This window comes from Nocardia sp. NPDC058640, assembly GCF_042716995.1.
In the GTDB taxonomy this organism is placed as follows: domain Bacteria; phylum Actinomycetota; class Actinomycetes; order Mycobacteriales; family Mycobacteriaceae; genus Nocardia.
Window position 1 is genome coordinate 46966 of sequence record NZ_JBHXRG010000021.1, and the last position, 19548, is coordinate 66513.

The following is a 19548-nucleotide window of genomic DNA, read 5'->3' on the forward strand; positions in this document are numbered from 1 at the left end:
CTGGGCGTGTTCCGTGACAGTGGATTCGGCTGCCCCTACACGACCTTGGCCTCGATCAGTAAGTTCCAGATTTCGCCCTGGTCGACGACCTCCACGCCGAGCTTTTCCGCCTTGGCGAGTTTGCTGTCGCCGACGCCCGCGCCGGTGATGAGCATGTCGGTGTTGGCCGAGACCGAGGAGACCGTGGTGGCGCCTGCCTGTTCGCACAGCCGCTGGAAGGTCGGGCGGGCGACCTTTTCGCCGGAGCGGGGGTCGCTGATGGCGCCGGTGATGACGACCGTTTTGCCCGCGAGGGGGGCGCCGGCCGCGACGACCGGGGGGAGGTCTTCTTCGCGCACATCGAGATTGACGCCTGCGGCTCGAAGGCGTTCCAGTTCTGGACGCAGGCGGGTGAGGTGGGCTTCGAGGGAGGCAGCGACCTTGGGGCCGATGTCTTCGACTGCGACCAGGCGTTCTTCGCCCGCGTCGGCGACTTCTTCCAGGGAGCCGAAGCCGGAGCGGGCCAGGCGGGCGGCGGTGCCGTCGGACGCCATGGGGATGGCTAGGCCGATCAGGGCGCGGCGCAGGCCTACCTGGCGGCTGGCGTCGATCGAGTCGATCATGCGGGCAGCGGAGATTTCGCCGATACGGTCGAACTCGAGGAGGCGTTCTTTGGTCAGGGTGTAGAAGTCGGAGGGGTTTTCCAGGATGCCTGCCTCGGCTAGGCGTTCGATCCAAACTCCACCGATGGCATCGATGTCCGCGGCTGCTCGCGAGGCCCAGTGGATGAGGCGGCGGACCGTTTGCGCGGGGCAGGAAACGTTGGTGCAGAACAGTTCTCGGCTGTTGCCCTGTTCGGTGACCGGTTGGCCGCAGGAGGGGCAGGCGGTGGGCGAGATGATGTCGATTTCTTCGCCGGTGCGTTTCGAGGCATCGAGAACGCCTGCTACGAACGGGATTACGTCGCCTGCGCGGCGGACGAGGACGGTGTCGCCGACCTTGATGTCGCGGGCGCGGATCACTTCCTGGTTGGCCAGGGTTGCTTTGGTGACGGTGGTGCCGCCGACGAAGACGGGTTCGAGCCAGGCGACGGGGACGATTTTGCCGGTCTTGCCGACGTCCCAGATGACTTCGCGCAGCAGGGTGGTTTTTTCCTCGGCGGCGAACTTGAAGGCGAGTGCGCCGCGGGGGGAGTTCGAGCGAGTTCCGGCTGCCGCGTAGGCATCTCGGTCGGCCAGGCGTAGTACCGCACCGTCGATGTCGTAGTCCAGGTCGTTGCGGCCGGCTTCGATATCGGTGATCGCGGCCTGTGCCTGCGCGGCGTCGGCGCACAGGCGCATCTCCGCTCCCGCGACGCCGATGGCGCGCAGCCCCTCACCCAGGTCGTGGGCGGCGTCGTCGGCGGAGGTGTCCAGGTCGAAGCCGAAGAATTGCAGGCGTCGGTCCGACACGGTGGACGGGTCTTTGGAACGCAGAGTGCCCGCTGCGGCGTTGCGGGGGTTGATCAGTGGCTTGTCGGGGTGCGCGACGTTGTAGGCGATGAAAGTGGATCGCAGCATGACCGCCTCGCCACGCACCTCCACGCGCCCCGGCAGGTCGATCCGCTCGGGAACTCCGTCGACCAGGGCGCGGACCAGCAGCGTCACGTCGTCTCCGGTGGTGCCGTCGCCGCGGGTGACCGCGCGCATCAGCCGCCCGTTCTCGTAGACGATGGCCAGGGATAACCCGTCCAGCTTGGGCATGACGACCACCGACTGTCCGGGGAAGCGGTTGAAGAACGCCTCGACCTGCTCGGGTTTGGTCGACTTCTCGAGCGACAGCATCGGTCGCGAGTGCCGCACCGGCGCGTGCAGTACCGCGGGCGCACCGACCTGCTCGAGCGGGTTCGGGTCAGGCGTGAGCTCGGGATTGGCTTCGATCAGCGCGCGCAGTTCGTCTTCGACCGCGTCGAAGTCGGCGTCCGCGACCAGCGGCGTGCCCTGGTAGTAGGCGTCGCGCAGCTCTACCATGCGGTCCGCGAGCTCTTGGATTCGTTTGCCTGTTTCCACGCCACGAACGCTACCGAAACCCACCGACAGGAACGGCAGGGACGCGGCCACAATGGCTCAGCGGGCGATGCGGTAGGTCAGGTGGGTGACTCGCGGCGACGGACGGCAGTCGGTTCGCTGCCACACGGTCGGCACGCAGCCCTCGAACAGGCGGGTGCCGCCGCCGAGGACGAGCGGGGCGAGGTGCAGGGTGAGGGTGTCGACCAGGTCGGCTTCGAGGAACTGGCGGATCACGTGCGCGCCGCCGCGCACGGCCACCGCCTTGTCGCCTGCGACGTCGCGGGCTCGGCGCAGGGCCTCGGGCAGGCTTGTCACGTACTCGAAGCCGGACGGCAGGTCGTCGGTGACGCGGGTGGTCAGCACGAAGGCCGGCGTCGAGAACGGATTCTGGTTGCCCCAGCGGTCGCCTGCTTCGAACATGGTGCGCCCGACGATGACCGCACCGGTTTCGGCATCGAGCTTCTCGACGAAGTCCGCGTCGGCGCTGTTGGCGGGATCGGTCAGGTCGCCGAAGATCCAATCATGGAGGGGTCGGCCGCCGTCGCCGAGCCCGTTGCCGGGGCCCGCGTGGGGACCGGCGACGTAGCCGTCGAGGGAGAGGGTGATGTCCGCGTGAATTGAGGTCATGTTCGATTAGACGCCCGCGCCACGCGAAACTCATCGCAGCCCGATGCGACCTATTTCGCGTCGCCGTAGCACTGCACCACCGCGGTGGTGAAAGGGAACCGAACTGGGGTGTGTCCGAAGGCGATTCGGCCTGCGGTGTTCGCGGCGGTGGCGATCGCCGCGGCGACTGTTTCGGCTTCGTCGGTCGGGCAGTGCACGATCACTTCGTCGTGTTGGAAGAAGACCAGTTCCGCGCGCAGGTCGCGCAGGGCGTGGCGCAGGCCGGCCAGGACCAGCAGAGCCCAGTCGGCGGCGCTGCCTTGGACCACGAAGTTGCGGGTGAAGCGGCCTCGGGCTCGGGCGGCGGAGTTGGTGCGGGTGTCGGGGGGTGGTTCGATGTCGTCGGGCGGCACCGACAGGGGTGTGCAGGTGCGGCCCAGCCAGGTGCGGACCAGGCGGCCTTCTTCGCCTGCGTGGGCGGCGTCGTCGACGTAGGCGACCGCGGCGGGGTAGCGGCGGCGCAGGTTGGCCATGTGGGTGAGGGCGTCGCCGGAGGTTTGGCCGTAGATGGCGCTCAGCAGGGCGATTTTGGCTTGGTCTCGGTCGCCGCCGAAGCCGCGGGCGGCCAGGTCGGCGTAGAGGTCGTCGCCGCGGCCGGCTACTTCCATCAGGCCGGGGTCTCGGGAGATGGCGGCGAGTACTCGGGGTTCCATTTGGTCGGCGTCGGCGACGACCAGCGACCAGCCGGGGTCGGCGCGGATGGCTGCACGGATCACCTTCGGGATCTGTAGTGCGCCACCGCCATTGGTGGTCCAGCGGCCGGATACTGTTCCGCCGGGCAGGTATTCGGGACGGAAGCGGCCGTCGTGGACCCATTGTTCGAGCCAGGACCAGCCGTTGGCGGTGTACAGGCGGTACAGCGATTTGTAGGCCAGCAGCGGGGCTACGGCGGGGTGGTCGATGTTCTGGATTTCCCATTTTCTGGTGGAGGACAACAGGATTCCGGCGCGGCCGAAGGCTTTGATGATGTCGGCGGGTAGGTCGGGGCGGACTCGGAAGCCGAATGCCTGGGAGACTTCGTCGGCCAGTTCCGCCATGCGGCGTGGTTCCGAACCGCCGGGAAAACGTTCTCCGAGAAAGGAATCCAAGAGTTCGCGGTGGACGTCGGCGTGCCACGGGATTCCGGCGAGACCCATTTCCGTCGCGACGAGCATTCCCGCTGATTCCGCGGCGAGCAGCAGGCGCATGCGGTCGGGATGTTCGGTGCGGGCTGTGCGGGCGATCTGTCCGGCGTAGACCGCGAGCAAGGCGGTGAACTCGTCAGTGCCCGCGGGGAGCGGCACGGGGCCGGAGTCGAACAGCGATGGCTGGGTTTCGGCGGCGCGCACAGGACCATCGGGCGGCACGGGCAGGTTGTGCAGGCGTGCCCATGCGGCGGCGAGCGAGCGGGGTTGGCCCGACTGTCCTTCTTCGTGGCCGATCAGCAACGATTCGGCCGCCTGCACGTCGTAGCAGCGCTGCACCCACACACCCGCCGCGAGCAGTGGCCGATAGATCTCGGCGGTGGATCGCCACACCCACCTGTCGACGTCGGGTCGCGAGCGCACGGCCTCGATGAGCGAGGGTTCGTCGACCACGGGCCCGGCGGGGTGTCCGTCCTGGTCGAGCGGGCACAGCCGAGCGCCACCGTCACCCGTCTCCGCTATCGCCCACCGCACCTGCCAGAGTCTGGCACCGGGGTACGACAACCTGCGGCGACGCCACACGAGACTCCGGCAACCGCGCGAGACCCGACGTTCTTCACACAGCCACAGCAGCAGCCTGTTCTCGACGCGCACGCGACGGCATCGCCAACGTCAACGCCGCGAGAACCAGCGCAACACCCGCGATGGCCCCCATCATCATGATGCTGCCCCCGAGCGTGTGCGACCGGAAGAACACCGTGGTCAACACCGCCAACCCCACCGCGTTCCCGACCTGCTCGACAGTCGGCAACACCCCCGAAGCCTCAGCCATCCGCTCCGAATCCAGCCCGGACAACATCATCGGCTGCAACTGCACCCCGAACACCCCGACCCCGAACCCGGCCGCGAACACCGGCCCGGCACACAGCAGCGCGCTCGCCACCCCATCGACCAGGTACAGATAAACCCCACCCGCCCCGATGCACCCACCGAACAGCGCGATCCCCCCGGCCAACGCCCAGATATCCCAGCGAGGAACCAAAACCAGCGACCCGATGGCTCCCGCACCAGCACCCAGCGCGAACAACGTCATCACCATCCCGGTGAGCAACGGCGAGTACCCGAGCACATCCTGCATGGTGATCGAGGCCGCGAACACGAACGCGGTGAACAGTCCGAAGAACGCCCCCACCAGCACCGACCCGATCCGGAAGCCGTGGTTGCCGAACAGATCCAGGCGCACGAGCGGGCTCGCACCCCGCGCGGTGCGGCTGCGCTGCTGTGCGAGGAACACCCCGACGAGCACGACCCCGGCACCGACCACCGCGAGCAAATCCAGTCGCCACCCATGTTCCTGAATCTGCGCCATCCCGGCGATCAAGGCGAACAATCCGAGCCCCGACAGCGCAGCACCGACCAGATCGAGCTGGTGTCCCCCTTCGGGCTTACTCCGGTCCAAAAACTTCCAGGCCAGCGCGAACGCGAACACCCCGATCGGCAGGTTGATCAAGAACACCGACCGCCACCCCCACCCGCCGATATCGAGAGTGAGCAGCACCCCACCCACGATCGGCCCGAGCATCCCGGCAAATCCGGCCACTCCCCCGTACAGCGCGAACACCAACGGATGCCGTTCGCGCGGAAAGCCGGCCGTGAGAATCGCGATCGTCTGGGCCGCCATCCCCGCGCCCGCCGCACCTTGCACCACCCGCGCGATCACCAATTCGGTTGCGCCGTCAGCCAATCCACACCACACCGACGCGGCGGTGAACGCGACCACCGACACCAGAAACATCCGGCGCCTACCGACCATCGCCCCGACCCGCGCCGCAGTGAGCAAGGTGCACGCGAAAGCCAACGCGTAGCCCGAAATCACCAGCAGCTGAGCGGATCTGGACGCACCGAGGTCGGCGGTCAGGTTCGGCAGGGCGGTGTTCACGATCGTCACGTCGATCATCTGCATGAACACCGCGATCAGGCACGCACCGAAGGCCAGCCACGCACCGAGCTCACGCGTGTCGATTTTGACGGTCATGACACCAACTCCATCGTGGCGCGCGGGGCCGACATCGACATCTGGGTCGGGAAGCTGACCTGCACCAGCCGATGCGGTTCCGCGACTTCGAACAGTGCGAGGAACGGCGGCACGACGGAGCCGACCATCTTGTCCAGCATGGGGTTCACCTGGTCGAATCCCGGCCGCATCCGCACCTGCCAGCAGGGGAACACCCCGGCGGGCCCCGCGAACACGACCTGTTTCTCCACCCGAACCAGCAGCGGCCAGTGCACGGAGAACGACAGCCACGCGTCGACCGTTTCGACCAGCCCGTCGGCGAATTCCAGCCCGCGCAGCAGGGTGAGCCCGCCGGCGATCGGCATCACGTTCGCCGGGAACGGTTGCGGCAGCCCGCCGAACTGCAGGTGCACGGTGTCGGCGAAGTTGGCTTCTTCCCGCGACACCACGGTGGTTCCCGACAGTGTTTGTGCGCGATAGGTTTCCGCGTGCAGTCGCCCGTCGATGCGGCTGATCCGCTGCTCGATCGTCATCGACAGCCCGCGCTGACCCGAATCGCCGGAGCCTACTTCGAGTGTCGTGTGGTAAGCGCCCCGGTTGTGCACGACTACGTGCGACACGTCGAGGCCGCCCGGCTGTCCGGTGATGCCGATGCGGTACATCGACTTCTCCCCGTCGGGGATGTGCGGATCGCGAAAGATGCTGGGTTCGAACTCTTCTCGGATCACCGGTGCTCCTCGCCGCTGTCGATGATGGCCGTGAAGACCGACTTCATGGTGGTGAGATAGCGCGACACCGACTCCTGGGCGATCTCGGTGTCGGGGAAGATCACGCTCAGTGAGGTGCGTCCCGGCAGCCGGTTGATCCAGATCAGGGCTTCTTCGGAGGCGGCGCGGTTGGCGAAGACGCCGGCGTTCAAGCTGTCGAACAGTTCGTTGCCGAGGAAGTCCCTGGCATCGATGAACGAGATCATCGGCGTGACCCAGCCGGGCTCGGCCTTGATCTCGGAATCGGGCGGCAGCAGGTCCAGCACCCGGTGGAAGGAAGTGGGTGCCATCAGCAGGCCGCTGTCGTACGCGCGTTGGGCCAGGGTGATCGCGCGGCCGATGGTGGTGCGTTCGCTCAGCGGAAACGCGACGGGGACCAGAGTGACGTACCAGCCGACTGAGTTATTTTCCGCCGCTGTGGTTCTGGTGCTGATCGGGGTCATGCCGAAGTAGTAGTCCGAGCCGACCAGCTCCCGTTCGGCCAGTGCCGCCGCGGCGAACACTCCGCCCACGAAGTCGGCGCCGTTGGCACGGCAGACCTGTTCGAAGCGGTCGGCCTGCTCGTCGTCGAGCAGTTCGATGCTGCGGTGGGCGCTGCGGTGGTAGCCGTCGGTCTTCTTGCCCAGGTCGAGCGGGAAGACCGGCAGCCGGTTGTCGTTGCCCGCCAACAGCGCCAACCATTTCCGCACCCCGGGCGAGGACAGGCTCTGCTGGTCGCTGACGAACCGTTCGTTGCGGCAGTAGTCCAGGTAACTGGCTGCGGGGGCAAGGGGTTCGGCGTCGGCCCACAGTTGCGCGGTGTAGAGCTGGGCGAAGTCGGCGGCGGACAGGTATTGCCCGAGGCCGTCGGTGTGCAGGTGGTCCACGGCCAGGTAGAGCGTGGTGGAGTGTTCGTGTTCGATCGTGCCGAAGGTGAAGCAGTCCCATTGGAACGGGCCGGGGGTGGTCTTCTCCACGTGTCGGCAGATCGCCTCGGGGTCGTCGATGTAGCCGTACTCGACGGGGGTGAACTCGACATCGGCCTCGGGGACCAGGTGCCGCCGCACCGTGCCGCCGGGTTCCACGGCGAACCAGGTGCGAAAGGTGTCGTGGCGCAACAGGAATGCGTGGATCACGCGGGTGATGGCGTCGCGGTCGAGGTCACCGGTGGGGATCTCGGCGGTGACCAGGCACAGTCCGGAGAACCGGAAGTCCGCGCCGGAGTGCCGGTCGGCCAGGCGCAGATACTGTTCCTGCTGCAGCGAGGGCGGCGACGGATGCACCGGTGCTCTCGCCGCGCGCGCGACCGAGTCCGCCGAGGCGAACCAGGTCACCAGGCGGCCGGGCGAGGGCCGCCATTCGTCGATCAGACCGAAGTTCACCATCAGTGCGATCCCGCCATCGAGACGTCCGCGGGTCGATCGACGGTCCAGTCGGTCGTCTCGTCGGGCTGTGGAGCGGATTCCGATACCGGAAGTGGTGGTGCGGCAACGGGTTCCGATGCCAGGATCAGCTCCGCGACCTTCGGACCAGCCTGTTCCAGACTGAACGAGCGACCCATCTGCATCGACATCAGGTCGATGCCCAGCGTCTTGGTCACGCGCGCGCCCAATTCGACCGCCATCAACGAGTCCAGCCCCAGTTCGGGCACCGGCACGGTCATGTCGATCGACTCGACCGGCACGCCCATCACGACCGCGAGTTCGTCGGCCATCTTCCGGGCGATGGCGGGTCCGCGCTTGGCCTCGTCCATGGCCGCCAATTCCTCACGCAGCCTGGCCAATTCGGAGGTGTCCTTGGCCGAGGTGCGGGCCAGGGCGGCGGTGCGGCCGGTGCGCGCCAACTGCGGGAAGGTGCCGGTCAGTTTCGCCCAGTCGGTGGGGATGATCGCCGCTCGGGTGGCGCCCAGGCGCAGTGCCTGTTCCAGGTAGGCGGTGGCGTCGGCCATGTCGATGGGGCCGAATCCCACCAGGTCCAAATACTTTTCGGCGGTTTCGTCGGAGGCCATGCCGCCTGACGCGCCCGACAGGTGGCCCCAGCCGATGCACAGTGCGCGTTCGCCGGCGGCGGCCCAGCGTTGCGCCAGTGTCTCCACGGCGATGTTGGCGGCGCAGTAGTTGTACTGCCCGTAGATGCCGTACATCGAGCCGCCCGACGAGCACAGCACGAACATGTCCAAGGTGATGCCCGCGTCGGCCACGGCCTGGTGCAGTGTTTGCGCGCCATGGACTTTGGGACGGTAGACCCGGTCCAGTTCGGCGAACTGCATGTTGGCCAGGCGGTTGTCGGCCACCGCACCCGCGGCGTGGAATATTCCGCGCAGGGGGTGTTGTGGGCTGTGCGCGCGGGCCACGATCGCGGCGACCGCGTCGGCGTCGGTGACGTCGGCGTGTTCTTCGATCACCTCGATGCCCACTGCCCGCCAGACCTCGAGCTGACGGCGTGCGGTGTCGGTGGTGGCGCCGCTGCGCCCGACCAACACGAGCCTGCGCGCACCGCGCAGTGCCAGCCAGCGGCCCAGTGCCATGCCGAAGCCACCGAAGCCACCGGTAATGAGATAGCTTGCGCTGCTGTCGATCTCGATCGGCGGCAGGAAGGGGCGTACGGGCGGCTGCGGGTCGTCCATGCGCAGCGCGACGCGGCCCACGCGTGCGGAGCGCAGGGTCTCCTCGAACGCCTGACTCACCTCGTGGGTGTCGAACAGCTGATACGGCAGCGGGGTGTAGGTGCCGTCGGTGACCTTCTCGAACACCCGCTCCAGCAGACGTGCCAGGCGTTGCGGGCGGACCGCGACCAGCCGGTCCAGATCCATCGAGTAGTAGGCGAGGTTCTTGTCGAAGTTGGCCAGTTCCAGCAGGCCACCGGTGTAGATGTCGGCCTTGCCGACTTCGACGATGCGACCGAATTCGGCTGCGGCATTGAAGTTCTGGCGCAGGATCTCCCCTGGCGCGCTGCTGATGATCACGTCGGCGCCCGCGCCGTTGGTCAGGGCGAGTACATCGTCGACGAAGTTCAGCGACCGCGAGTTCACCGCGTGGTGCGCGCCCATCTCCAGGACGTGTTCGCGACGTTCGGGCGAGCTCGCCGTGCCGATGATGCGGGCGCCGATCGCCTTGGCGACCTGGATGGCCGCGGTGCCGACACCGCCTGCCGCGCCGTGGATCAGCACGGTCTCGCCTGGTTCGAGTCGGGCCAGATCGTGCAGTGCGTATTCGGCGGTGCCGAAGGCGATGGTGCTGGTGCAGTGGCCGGGGTCGGTGTCGGCGGGCACGGCCACGGCCAGCTGCCGATCGACCACCGCGAACCGGCGCATCATGCCCTTGGACGCGACCGCGACCTTGTCACCGACCGCGACGTCGGTGACATTGTCGCCGACCCGCACCACGGTGCCGATGCCTTCCATGCCTGGCACGGTGCCGAAATACGTCGGTGCGAGCTCTCGTTCGCCCAGCAGGCCGATGATCTTGAGCGGGTCCTTGTAGTTGAGGCCGATCACCGCCATGCGCACCTCGACCTCGCCGGGGGCGGGGGCGGGACGCGGGCATTGCCGCCAGGCCACCTGTGACAGCAGCCGGGTGCGTGGCATGTCGAGTTCGAAGTTGGCCTCCGGGTCGCCCAGGGGGTGCGAGGTTTCCAGTTCTTCGATCCGGCCGGGTAGCGGTTTGGTGACCACGGGTGCCCAGCGCACACCGTCGCGCAGCACTACCTCGTCGGTGTTGTCGAGCGAGAACGCGCCTGGCACACCGAGTTCGGTGACGAGGTCGGCGATGGGGGTGCTCGGTTCGGTGTCGATCAGGCGCCAGCGCAGCGGGGTCTGCTCGTTGAGCAGCACGCGACGTCCGCCCGCGAGTGCGGCCTGGCGGGTGTCCGGCACGAGGTCGTTGCCGGGTACGGCGCAGGCGCCTTCGGTGATCAGGGTGGCGTGCACGGTGCCGTCGCCGAAATGTGCTTGCGGCGGTGCGCCTTCCACGGTCGGGTTGGCGAATTCCGAGACCGCGACCGCGATGCGCTTGAGCGTCCACAGGTCGGTGAGGTCGTCCGTGCCCGCGCCGGCCACGACGCACACGTGCAGCCGTTTGGCCTGTTCGGCCTTGGCCTCGGCGAGGTGCGCGACCAGATCGGTCTCGAGGTCGTCGGAGGGATCGGCGCGATAGACACGGGATCCGGGCAACGCGGTGGCCAGTTGCTTGATCCGAGGGCTGTCGCCGAGCTCGACGATCAGCGTGGAAACCGTTCCCGCGTCGGCGAGTTCGGCGGGATCGATGGGGTCGCGCTGTTCGAGGGTTTCGGTGTAGTAGAAGTCGGCCATCCGGTGCAGCGGGCTGTCGCCGGGCTTGAGCGCGCCGATCTGCAGGCCGGTCAAGCGCGCGACCAGCTTTCGGTCCTGATCGAGCAGGTCCACGTCGGCGCGCAGGCGGGCGTTGGGGTCGCGGCGGGCGATGACGGTGATCTCGGCCGGGAGTTCGGCCAGCAGACGCACCGCGGTCACCCCGACGGGCACCATGACGCCCTCGTTGATCCGCTCGTCAGTGAAAAGCATTGCGGCACATTGCATCGCTGCGTCAACGACGGCAGGGTGTGCGAGATGCCGCGAGTCCGTGGCGATGGTTCCGTCGACCGTGGCCAGCACCACATCGCGCCCCACGCGCACCGAGGTGACCCGCTGGAACGTCGGCCCGTACTGCAGGCCGGCTGCTGCGAGCCCCGCGTAGAACATCGCCGGGTCGACATCGACACCCACCTCGATGGTGGGCAGTTCGACCTCGGTCTGCTCGTGACTTCCGGTCAGCGTGCGCCCCGAGGAGTGCACCGTCCACGCCGTGCCCGTGGCGCTGCGCGACCGGATCAGGAACCGGCCGCTGGCCTCCTCCACGCTCATCGCGACCAGCGGCACATCGGGTGCGCCCATGATCAACGGCGCGACGAACCGAACCCCTTCCAGCGCAACCTGTTTGCTGCCGATCCGCTGTGCGGTGGCACTGAGCGCGGCGTCCAGGTAGGCCGCGCCCGGCATGATCTTGACCCCGTTCACGACGTGGTCGGCCAGCCACGGCAGCAGCTGCGTGCCCACCTGCAGCAGCCATTCCGGGCGTCCTTCCACATCGGGGTCGCCGAGCATGGCGTAGCCGTCGGGGGTGCCGAGCCGTGCCTGTTCGAACAGGGGCAGTGCGGAGTGCAGGTGGGTGCGCTGCCAGGGGTAGCGCGGCAACGGCACGTGCGCGGCGGTGCGCTGTGGGAACAGCAGGTCGCGGTCGAGCACGCCGGCGGCGTGCAGGCCGATCAGGGTGCGGCGCAGGCTGTGTGAGTCGGACTGTTCGCGGTCGAGGGTGGCCACGGTGGTGCCGTGCACGTCCGCGTCGACCAGTGCTTCGCGAATATTGCCCGACAGCACCGGGTGCGGGCCGACCTCGAGGTAGACGCGGTTGCCGGCGCCGATCAGGTTGACCACGGCGTCGAAGAAGCGCACGGGCTCACGGACATTGGACCACCAGTATTCGGCGTTCCAGTCCCCTTCGGTGACCAGCGCGCCGGTCACCGAGGAGTACAGCGGCACCGAGGGCGCCTCAGGCGTCAGATCGGCCAGCGCCGTGAGCAATTCGTCGCGAATCGGCGCCATCAGACGACTGTGATACGGCACCTCCACCCGCAGACGACGCGCGAAAATACCGTCCTCGGTGAGCTTTTCGGCGATCTCGTCGAGCCGATCGACATCACCCGACAGCGTCAGGGAGGTGGGGCTGTTGATCGCGGCGATATCGACCCGAGGATCGTCGACGATGAGCGCGTCGGCCTGCTCTCTGCTCATGCCGATGGCGAGCATCCCGCCGGTGCCCGCGGTCGTGGCCTGCAGGCGCGCCCGGTGATAGGCCACGCGCACCGCGTCACGCAGCGACAGCATCCCGCTGACGTACGCCGCGGACACCTCGCCCACGCTGTGCCCGAGGATGGCCGCGGGCACGATGCCGTATTCGGCCAGCTCGCGCACCAGACCCACCTGGACAAGGAAGTTGGCGGGTTGGGCGACTTCGGTTCGGGTGACGCGTGATTCGCCTTCGGGCTTCAGCAATTCCTCGATGATGGACCAGCCCGCGATCGCCTGGAACTCCGCGTCGATCTCTTGAGCCGTCTCCGCGAAAACCCCACCGGCGGTGAGCAGGTCGCGCGCCATCTTCCAATGCTGCGGTCCCATGCCCGAGAACACGAACACCGGTTCGGTGGTGCCGGAGGTGATCGTGCGGGTGGCGTCGCGGCCGGTCCCCGCGGCGTATTCGTGCAGTTCGCGCACCAGGTCGTCGGTGGAGCCGTCCACGAGCACGCCGGTGCGGAACGGGTGGTGCGCCATCCGGGTCCAGGCCGCCTCGGCCAGCCGGTCCGGGTCGGCACCGGCGGTGATCAGGTCGGCGAACCGGCCTGCCAGCGCCCGTGCGGCGCCGGTGCTGCGCGCGGACAGCGGCAGGATGCCCAGGTGTCGGGGAGCCTCGGAAGCCGGCGCGGGAGCGCGGAATTCCTGCAGGATGGCGTGGGCGTTGGTGCCGCCGTAGCCGAAACCGTTGACCGCCACCGACATCGGGGCCGCGTCAGCGGGTAGCGGTTGCGCTTCGGTCTGTACGTGCAGGCCCAGCTCGTCGAAGGGGATGTCAGGGTTGGGGTTGTTGAGCCAACCCTGCGGCGGCAGCGTGCGATGTTGCAGTGCCAGTGCGGCTTTGATCACGCTGGCCACGCCCGCGGCGGCTTCGGTGTGGCCGATGGTGGCCTTCACCGAGCCGACGCCGATGGTGCCGGTTCGACCGGACGGCGAGCCGAACACCCTTCCGAGAGCGCGCAATTCAACCGGATCGCCGACCAGAGTTCCGGTGCCGTGCGCTTCCAGGTAGGTGATCTCGTCGGCGGGGATGCCCGAACGCTCGCACACGGTGCGGGCAAGGGCCTCCTGCGAATCGACATTGGGCACGGTGATCGCGGTCGTGCGGCCGTCCTGGTTCGATCCGGTCGCCTTGATCACCGCGTAGATGCGATCGCCGTCCGCCTGCGCGTCGGCCAGCTTCTTCAGCACGATCATGCCCGCGCCCTCACCGCGGCCGTAACCGTCGGCGGAGGCGTCGAAGGACTTGCAGCGCCCGTCGGCGGCCAGGAACCCGCCCTTGCACATGAGCACGAACGTTTCCGGCTGCAGCATCACATTGACACCGCCCGCCAGCGCCACCTTGCAGTCGTCGTTGTCCAGCGCCTGGCAGGCCAGATGCAACGCGACCAGCGACGACGAGCAGGCGGTGTCGACGGTGATCGCGGGGCCGACCAGGTTCAGCGCGTAGGCGATGCGGTTGGACAGCATCGTGTACGAGGCGCTGGCGGGGGTGTGCATGTCGGTGTGGAACAGCGCGGGCCCGACCACGCCGATCACCGACTGGTCCACCACGAACCCGCCCACATACACGCCCACCTGCGCACCGGCCGCCTGACCCGCGATCCCGGCGTCGTCGAGGGCCTCCCAGGTCACCTCGAGCATCAGCCGCTGCTGCGGGTCGAGCACCGTGGCCTCGCGGGGTGAGATCCCGAAGAAGTCGGGGTCGAACGACCACGGGTCGGTGGTCATGAACGCACCGTGTTTGGTGTAGCTGCGCCCCGGTGTGCGGGGTTCGGGGTCGTAGTAGCGGCGCCAATCCCAGCGATCGGCGGGCATCTCCACGACGCCGTCGCGTTTGTCGACGATAAAGTCCCAGAACGATTCCGGGGAATCGATTCCGCCCGCGAACCGACATCCGATTCCGACAATGGCAATATCCGACACGCAATTTCCTCCGGCTCGACCGGTCTGTTGTCCTTCGACCGTGTGATGTCAACGTAAGGAGCCCACCAGCGTGTCGATCGGCCGATTACCGACCTCTGGAATTTCGGACGGGTAATCGCGCGAACCCCTGTGATCGGACCCAGCGCGCGAAGTCACGACTCACAACAGAATTCCGGTGCGCGTTGTGACCGGGTGCAACATTGCGTTATCGCGACCGAAAAGACTGCTGACAGTGACAGGTTCGACCCCATCGCGAGTAGTTGGGAGGCGAATGTGTTCGCCGAGTTGAACCAGTGGGCCGACACCGTGGTGCGGCGTCGTTACGCGGTCATCGTGGTGATGGTGGCCGGGTTGCTGACACTGGGTGCCTACGGTCTGGGCCTGGGTGCGGATCTGAGTTCGAAGGGATTCGACGATCCGTCGTCGGAATCGGTGCGCGCGGCGCACGTGCGCGACAACGCGTTCGGACGCGATCACAGCAGTGATGTGATCCTGCTGGTCCGCGCGCCCGACGGCACCACCATCGACGATCCGGTCTTCGCCGACAAAGTGGTGGCGGGGCTGAACAGCCTGCCGCAGCGGTTCCCGGACCAGATCGACCGCGTCAACGGCGCGTACTGGCCCACCGATACCGGTGTGGCGCTGCCCGAGGTGTTCGGTTCGCCCGACAAGGATTACGCCTTCGCGTCGGTGGCGGTCAGCGGTGTGGATCCCACCGAGCAGGGCCGCAACTACCGAAAGATCGCCGCGCAGTTGGTGATTCCGGGGGTCGAGGTCGAGCTGGCCGGCGGGCAACCGGTGGCATTGGCGTTGAGCGACACCATGGTTCAGGATCAGCGGCGCGTGGAGCTGTTCGCGATCCCCGTGGTCGCGGTGCTGTTGTTCTTCCTGTTCGGTGGCGTGGTCGCCGCGGCGCTGCCGTTGATCGTCGGCGGGCTCACCATGCTGGGCGCGTGGGGGTTGCTGCGGTGCCTCACCGCCGTCACCGAAGTGAACTCCTTTGTCTCCCCAGTTGTTTCGATGATCGGGCTCGGCTTGGCGATCGACTACGGGCTGTTCGTGCTCAGTCGCTTCCGTGAGGAGCTGGCCGACGGGCGTTCCGTCGACGACGCGGTGCGGCGGTCGGTGACCACGGCGGGGCGCACGGTGTTGTTCTCGGCCCTGATCGTGGTGGTCGCGGCGGCGGGCATTCTGGTGTTCCCGCAGGGTTTCCTGCGCTCGTTCGCCTATGGCGCCATCATCACCATTTCGCTGGCCGCCTTCACCTCGATCACGCTGCTGCCCGCGATGCTGGCCGTATTGGGCAGGCGCGTGGATTGGCTCGGAGTCGACTGGTTTCGCAAACCCGTCGCCAGTGACCGTGTCCCCGAGAACATTTGGGGTCGGTTCGCCGCACGGGTCATGAAACGTCCACTGATGGTGGCGATTCCGATCTGCGCCGGACTGCTGCTGCTCATCGTCCCGATCCAGAATCTGGCCTTCGGTTCCATCAACGAGCGTTTCCTGCCGCCGGATCATCCAACGCGCATGGCGCAACAGCACTTCGACGAACTGTTCCCGCTGCGTCAGATCGATCCGATCGACCTGGTCATCGTCACGTTCGACCCCGAGACCGCCGATGCCGTGCGCGCCGACGCCAACCACGCTCCCGGCCTGGCCGCGCCTTTCGCCGAACCGATGCAGTCACCGTTCCAACCGCAGGTGCTGACCACTCACACCGTGCTCGACAGCTCCGACAGTGCCGAGGCGACCATCGACTATCTGCGTTCGATGCCGCTGCCGTCGGGCACGACACTGATGGTCGGCGGTATGCCCGCGGTAGAGAAGGACAGTATCGACGCGCTGGTCGAGCGAATGCCGTTGATGATCCTGTTCGTCTTCCTCGCCAGCACGCTGCTGATGGCGCTCACGTTCGGTTCGCTGGTACTGCCGCTCAAGGCCGCGGTGTTGAACCTGCTCGGCCTCGGCGCCACACTCGGCGTGCTCACCTGGGTGTTCATCGACGGGCACGGCGCGGGAGTGTTCGGCTTCACCCCGCAACCGATCATGTCGCTGGTGCTGGTGGTGATCGTGTCGGTGGTCTACGGCCTGTCGACCGATTATGAGGTCTTCCTGCTGTCACGCATCGTCGAAGCCAGGGCCGCGGGCGCCTCCACCACCGAGGCCGTGCAGACGGGCATCGCGCGCACGGGCCGCATCATCACCGCGGCGGCGCTGATCCTGCTCGTAGTCACCGGGGCGTTCGCGCTGTCGGATCTGCTGATGATGCAGTACATCGCCTTCGGCATGGTCACTGCTTTGTTCATCGACGCCACCATTCTGCGGATGCTGCTGGTGCCCGCCTCCATGAAGCTGCTCGGGGACGCCTGCTGGTGGGCACCGCAGTGGATGAAGCGCGACACCCCTTCCCCTTCAACACCTTCCGAAGCCGTACCGACGCCGGCGCGCGGCGACCGGACCTGAAATCGCGGAGTATCACCATGAATGTCCGCAGCGGCACCGTCACCGTGCCCACCACCCCCACCACGGCGCTGCCCGCCTTCGCGTGGCGGGAGGTGTCCCTTGTCGCGGCGGTGGCCGGGGCACTGTTCCTGGCCAGGATCGACCGCTATCGCATCGGCGGCGATGAGCTGTATTTCCTTGCGGCAGGGCGACATCCGTCGGTCAGCTATGCCGATCAGGGTCCGCTGGTGCCGTTGCTGGCGGCCCTGTCGGACTTCCTCGCGCCGGGATCCCTTGTCGCACTGCGGCTTCCCGCACTGCTGTTCACCGTGGTCGCGATCGTGCTCAGCGCGGTGATGGCCAGGGAGTTCGGTGGCGGTCGACTCCCCCAGACCGTCGCCGCCATCGCCTACGCGACCACGCCGATGGCGGTGATGCAGTCGGCCATGCTGAGCACCTTCGCCGTCGACATCACCTTGACCGCGGTGCTCGCGTGGCTGCTGATCCGCTGGGTGCGCACGCGCACGGACTCCCTCTTGATCGCCGCGGGTTTCGTTGCCGCCGTTGACTTCCAGGTCAAATGGCTGATTCCGATCATCTGCGCGGTGCTCGCCCTCGGTGTGGCCGTGTTCGGTCCGCGCGAGATGCTGCGACGGCCCGCCTGGTGGCTCGGCGCTGGACTGCTGGCCGGCTCCGCTGTCCCGATTCTGTGGTGGCAGCACACCCACGGCTGGCCACAACTGGCCATGGGCGCGGTCGTGCGCGAGGAGCAAATCGCCACCGCCGCAGTGCTTTCCGCGCCGTGGACGATGATTCAGGTCACCGGGGCCGGCGGTCTGCTGTTGCTCGTCGGCATGTGGGCGGGCTTGCGCGCTGAGCGGCTCCGCCCCTACTACTTCCTGATCCCGATGATCGCGCTCGGACTCGGCGCGGTCGTGCTGTTCGGTTTGCGTCCCTACTTCGTCGCCGGGGCGTTTCCCGGCCTGTTCGCCGCGGGCGCGGTGTATCTGGCCGACCGGGAGATCACCCGGCTTACCGCGGTCCTCGGTGGTGGCTTGGCCGCACTCACGACCGCGATCTGCGTCGGCGTCGTCGTCGTTCTCCCGCTGCCCGAATCGGACCTGCGACAACCCACCGACGACTACTCGCAAATCCATTCCCGCAGCGTGCTTTTCGGACCCAGCGGCTGGGACAACCTGGTCAACATCGTGTCCGACACCTACCACCGTCTACCAGCACAGCGGCGCGAAGGTCTGGTGATCGTGACCCAGAACTATTGGCAGGCAGCGGCTCTCGACGACTTCGCACGCAACACCGATCTGCCCGCGGTGTTCAGCCCCAACCGCGGCTACGCCTACTTCGGCACACCACCCGACACCGCGACCACCGTGCTGTACGTCGGCGTCGACGACCCCGACACCGCGCTGCGCACCCGCTTCGCCCACACGACCCTGCTCACCGACATCGACGAACCGCTCGGCTTCCCCGGCGTGAATCGCGGTGTGGCGGTGTGGCTGTGCAGCGAACCGAGGCAACCGTGGTCGGTGCTGTGGCCCGAGGCGATGGAACTGCGACTCGTCGACGGGACGAGCCGCCATGGGCGATAACCCTGAACGGAGACACACAGTGGTGAATTCGATGGTGCGGCGGCTGGCGCTCACGATGACGCTGGCCGCCACCGGCCTACCCGTCGTCGCGACGGCGCACGCGGCCCCCGACCTGGTCGCCGCCCAGGCCATGGCCGCGGCAGTCCCCGCACCCAACGGCTCGTTCGCGGTCGCGGCGGCCGCGAACGGTCCCGGCAAGGTGATCGACCTGACCGTGCACTCCGCGGCGATGAACCGCCCCATCACCGTCGCGGTCATTCCCGCCGCGAACCCCGACGCGCCCGCGGGTTCGCTGTACCTGATCAACGGGGTCGACGGCGGCACCGACACCCCTGACTGGCGCGAGGGCAGCAACTGGTTCACCAAAACCGATGCCGTGGACTTCTTCGTCGGGAAACAGGCCAACATCGTGATGCCGATCGGCGGTGCGGGCACCTTCTACACCGACTGGCAGGTCGACGACCCCGGCACCGGGCGCAACCGCTGGCTGACCTTCCTCACCACCGAACTCCCGCCCATCATCGACTCCGCGTTCCACGGCACCGGCCGCGACGCCGTGGCCGGCCTGTCGATGGCCAGCGCGGCGGTGTTCCGCATGGCTCAGGAAGCGCCGCAACGGTTTCGGATGGTCGGCTCGTTCAGCGGTTGCATCCAGACCAGCAATCCGGCGGGCCAGGCGATGGTGGCCTCGATCGTCACCGCGCGGCGCGGCAACCCGCTGAACATGTGGGGACCACCCACCGATCCCGCCTGGATCACGAACGACGCGGCCCTCAACGCCGAAAAGCTGCGCGGGGTAGGCGTTTACGTCAGCACCGGCAACGGTCTACCGGGCCCCCTGGATACCCTGAGCGGCCCCGACATCGACGGCAGTCCGATCAAGCTGCTCGATCAGATGCTCATCGGCGGCATCCTCGACGGGATCACCGTGGTGTGCACCGCGTTGCTGCGCGACCGCCTCGCCGCGCTGAACATCCCGGCCACCTTCAACTTTCGCCCGGCGGGCACGCATTCCTGGGGTTACTGGGAGCAGGACATGCACACCTACTGGGACCGGGTCGCCGCACTGCTCGCGGGCTAGACACACGAAAATCGGGTGCGTCGCGGCCAAGCCTGTCGCGACGCACCCGATG

General features: G+C 67.6%; 10 protein-coding genes. 3 read left to right on the forward strand and 7 right to left on the reverse strand.

Annotated elements, in window-relative coordinates; genetic code table 11:
* Positions 1-35: 35 nt before the first annotated feature.
* From ligA to ACFWU5_RS20985, 7 genes are all read right to left on the reverse strand, one after another.
* Positions 36-2078, reverse strand: a complete 2043-nt coding sequence (ligA, locus tag ACFWU5_RS20955) for an NAD-dependent DNA ligase LigA (protein WP_379268330.1) — start codon at positions 2076-2078, stop codon at positions 36-38.
* 6 nt (positions 2079-2084) lie between these two features.
* On the reverse strand, positions 2085-2654 hold the full coding sequence (locus ACFWU5_RS20960; RefSeq protein WP_379268331.1) for a dihydrofolate reductase family protein: 570 nt from the start codon (positions 2652-2654) through the stop codon (positions 2085-2087).
* A gap of 50 nt (positions 2655-2704) precedes the next feature.
* Positions 2705-4351 (reverse strand): bifunctional 3'-5' exonuclease/DNA polymerase, encoded by a 1647-nt coding sequence (locus tag ACFWU5_RS20965; RefSeq protein ID WP_379268332.1) that lies wholly within the window; start codon positions 4349-4351, stop codon positions 2705-2707.
* A gap of 82 nt (positions 4352-4433) precedes the next feature.
* Positions 4434-5852, reverse strand: coding sequence for an MFS transporter (locus ACFWU5_RS20970; RefSeq protein WP_379268333.1), 1419 nt, complete (start codon positions 5850-5852; stop codon positions 4434-4436).
* Entirely contained in the window at positions 5849-6559 is a 711-nt protein-coding gene (locus tag ACFWU5_RS20975; RefSeq protein WP_379268334.1) for a hypothetical protein, read from the reverse strand. The genes ACFWU5_RS20970 and ACFWU5_RS20975 overlap by 4 nt, the downstream gene beginning before the upstream one ends.
* The gene (locus ACFWU5_RS20980) at positions 6556-7962 is read right to left on the reverse strand and encodes a condensation domain-containing protein (protein WP_379268335.1); all 1407 of its coding nucleotides are present in this window, start codon (positions 7960-7962) and stop codon (positions 6556-6558) included. Before ACFWU5_RS20980 ends, ACFWU5_RS20975 begins: the two co-directional genes overlap by 4 nt.
* Positions 7962-14366 (reverse strand): type I polyketide synthase, encoded by a 6405-nt coding sequence (locus ACFWU5_RS20985; protein WP_379268336.1) that lies wholly within the window; start codon positions 14364-14366, stop codon positions 7962-7964. Before ACFWU5_RS20985 ends, ACFWU5_RS20980 begins: the two co-directional genes overlap by 1 nt.
* Before the next feature lie 273 nt (positions 14367-14639).
* Between ACFWU5_RS20985 and ACFWU5_RS20990 the strand changes: the two genes are divergently transcribed.
* The 3 genes from ACFWU5_RS20990 to ACFWU5_RS21000 are packed head-to-tail and all read left to right on the forward strand — an operon-like array spanning position 14640 to position 19496.
* Positions 14640-16829, forward strand: a complete 2190-nt coding sequence (locus tag ACFWU5_RS20990; RefSeq protein ID WP_379268337.1) for an MMPL family transporter — start codon at positions 14640-14642, stop codon at positions 16827-16829.
* A 17-nt stretch (positions 16830-16846) separates the two neighbouring features.
* The gene (locus ACFWU5_RS20995; protein WP_379268338.1) at positions 16847-18415 is read left to right on the forward strand and encodes an ArnT family glycosyltransferase; all 1569 of its coding nucleotides are present in this window, start codon (positions 16847-16849) and stop codon (positions 18413-18415) included.
* A gap of 19 nt (positions 18416-18434) precedes the next feature.
* Entirely contained in the window at positions 18435-19496 is a 1062-nt protein-coding gene (locus ACFWU5_RS21000) for an alpha/beta hydrolase (protein WP_379268339.1), read from the forward strand.
* Positions 19497-19548 lie beyond the last annotated feature (52 nt).

Excerpts from the sequence above, each read along its gene's own strand:
- ACFWU5_RS20960 (WP_379268331.1), bottom strand. The coding sequence starts at position 2,654 with ATGACCTCAATTCACGCGGACATCACCCTCTCCCTCGACGGCTACGTC.
- ACFWU5_RS20970 (WP_379268333.1), bottom strand. The coding sequence starts at position 5,852 with ATGACCGTCAAAATCGACACGCGTGAGCTCGGTGCGTGGCTGGCCTTC.
- ACFWU5_RS20980 (WP_379268335.1), bottom strand. The coding sequence starts at position 7,962 with ATGGTGAACTTCGGTCTGATCGACGAATGGCGGCCCTCGCCCGGCCGC.
- ACFWU5_RS20995 (WP_379268338.1), top strand. The coding sequence starts at position 16,847 with ATGAATGTCCGCAGCGGCACCGTCACCGTGCCCACCACCCCCACCACG.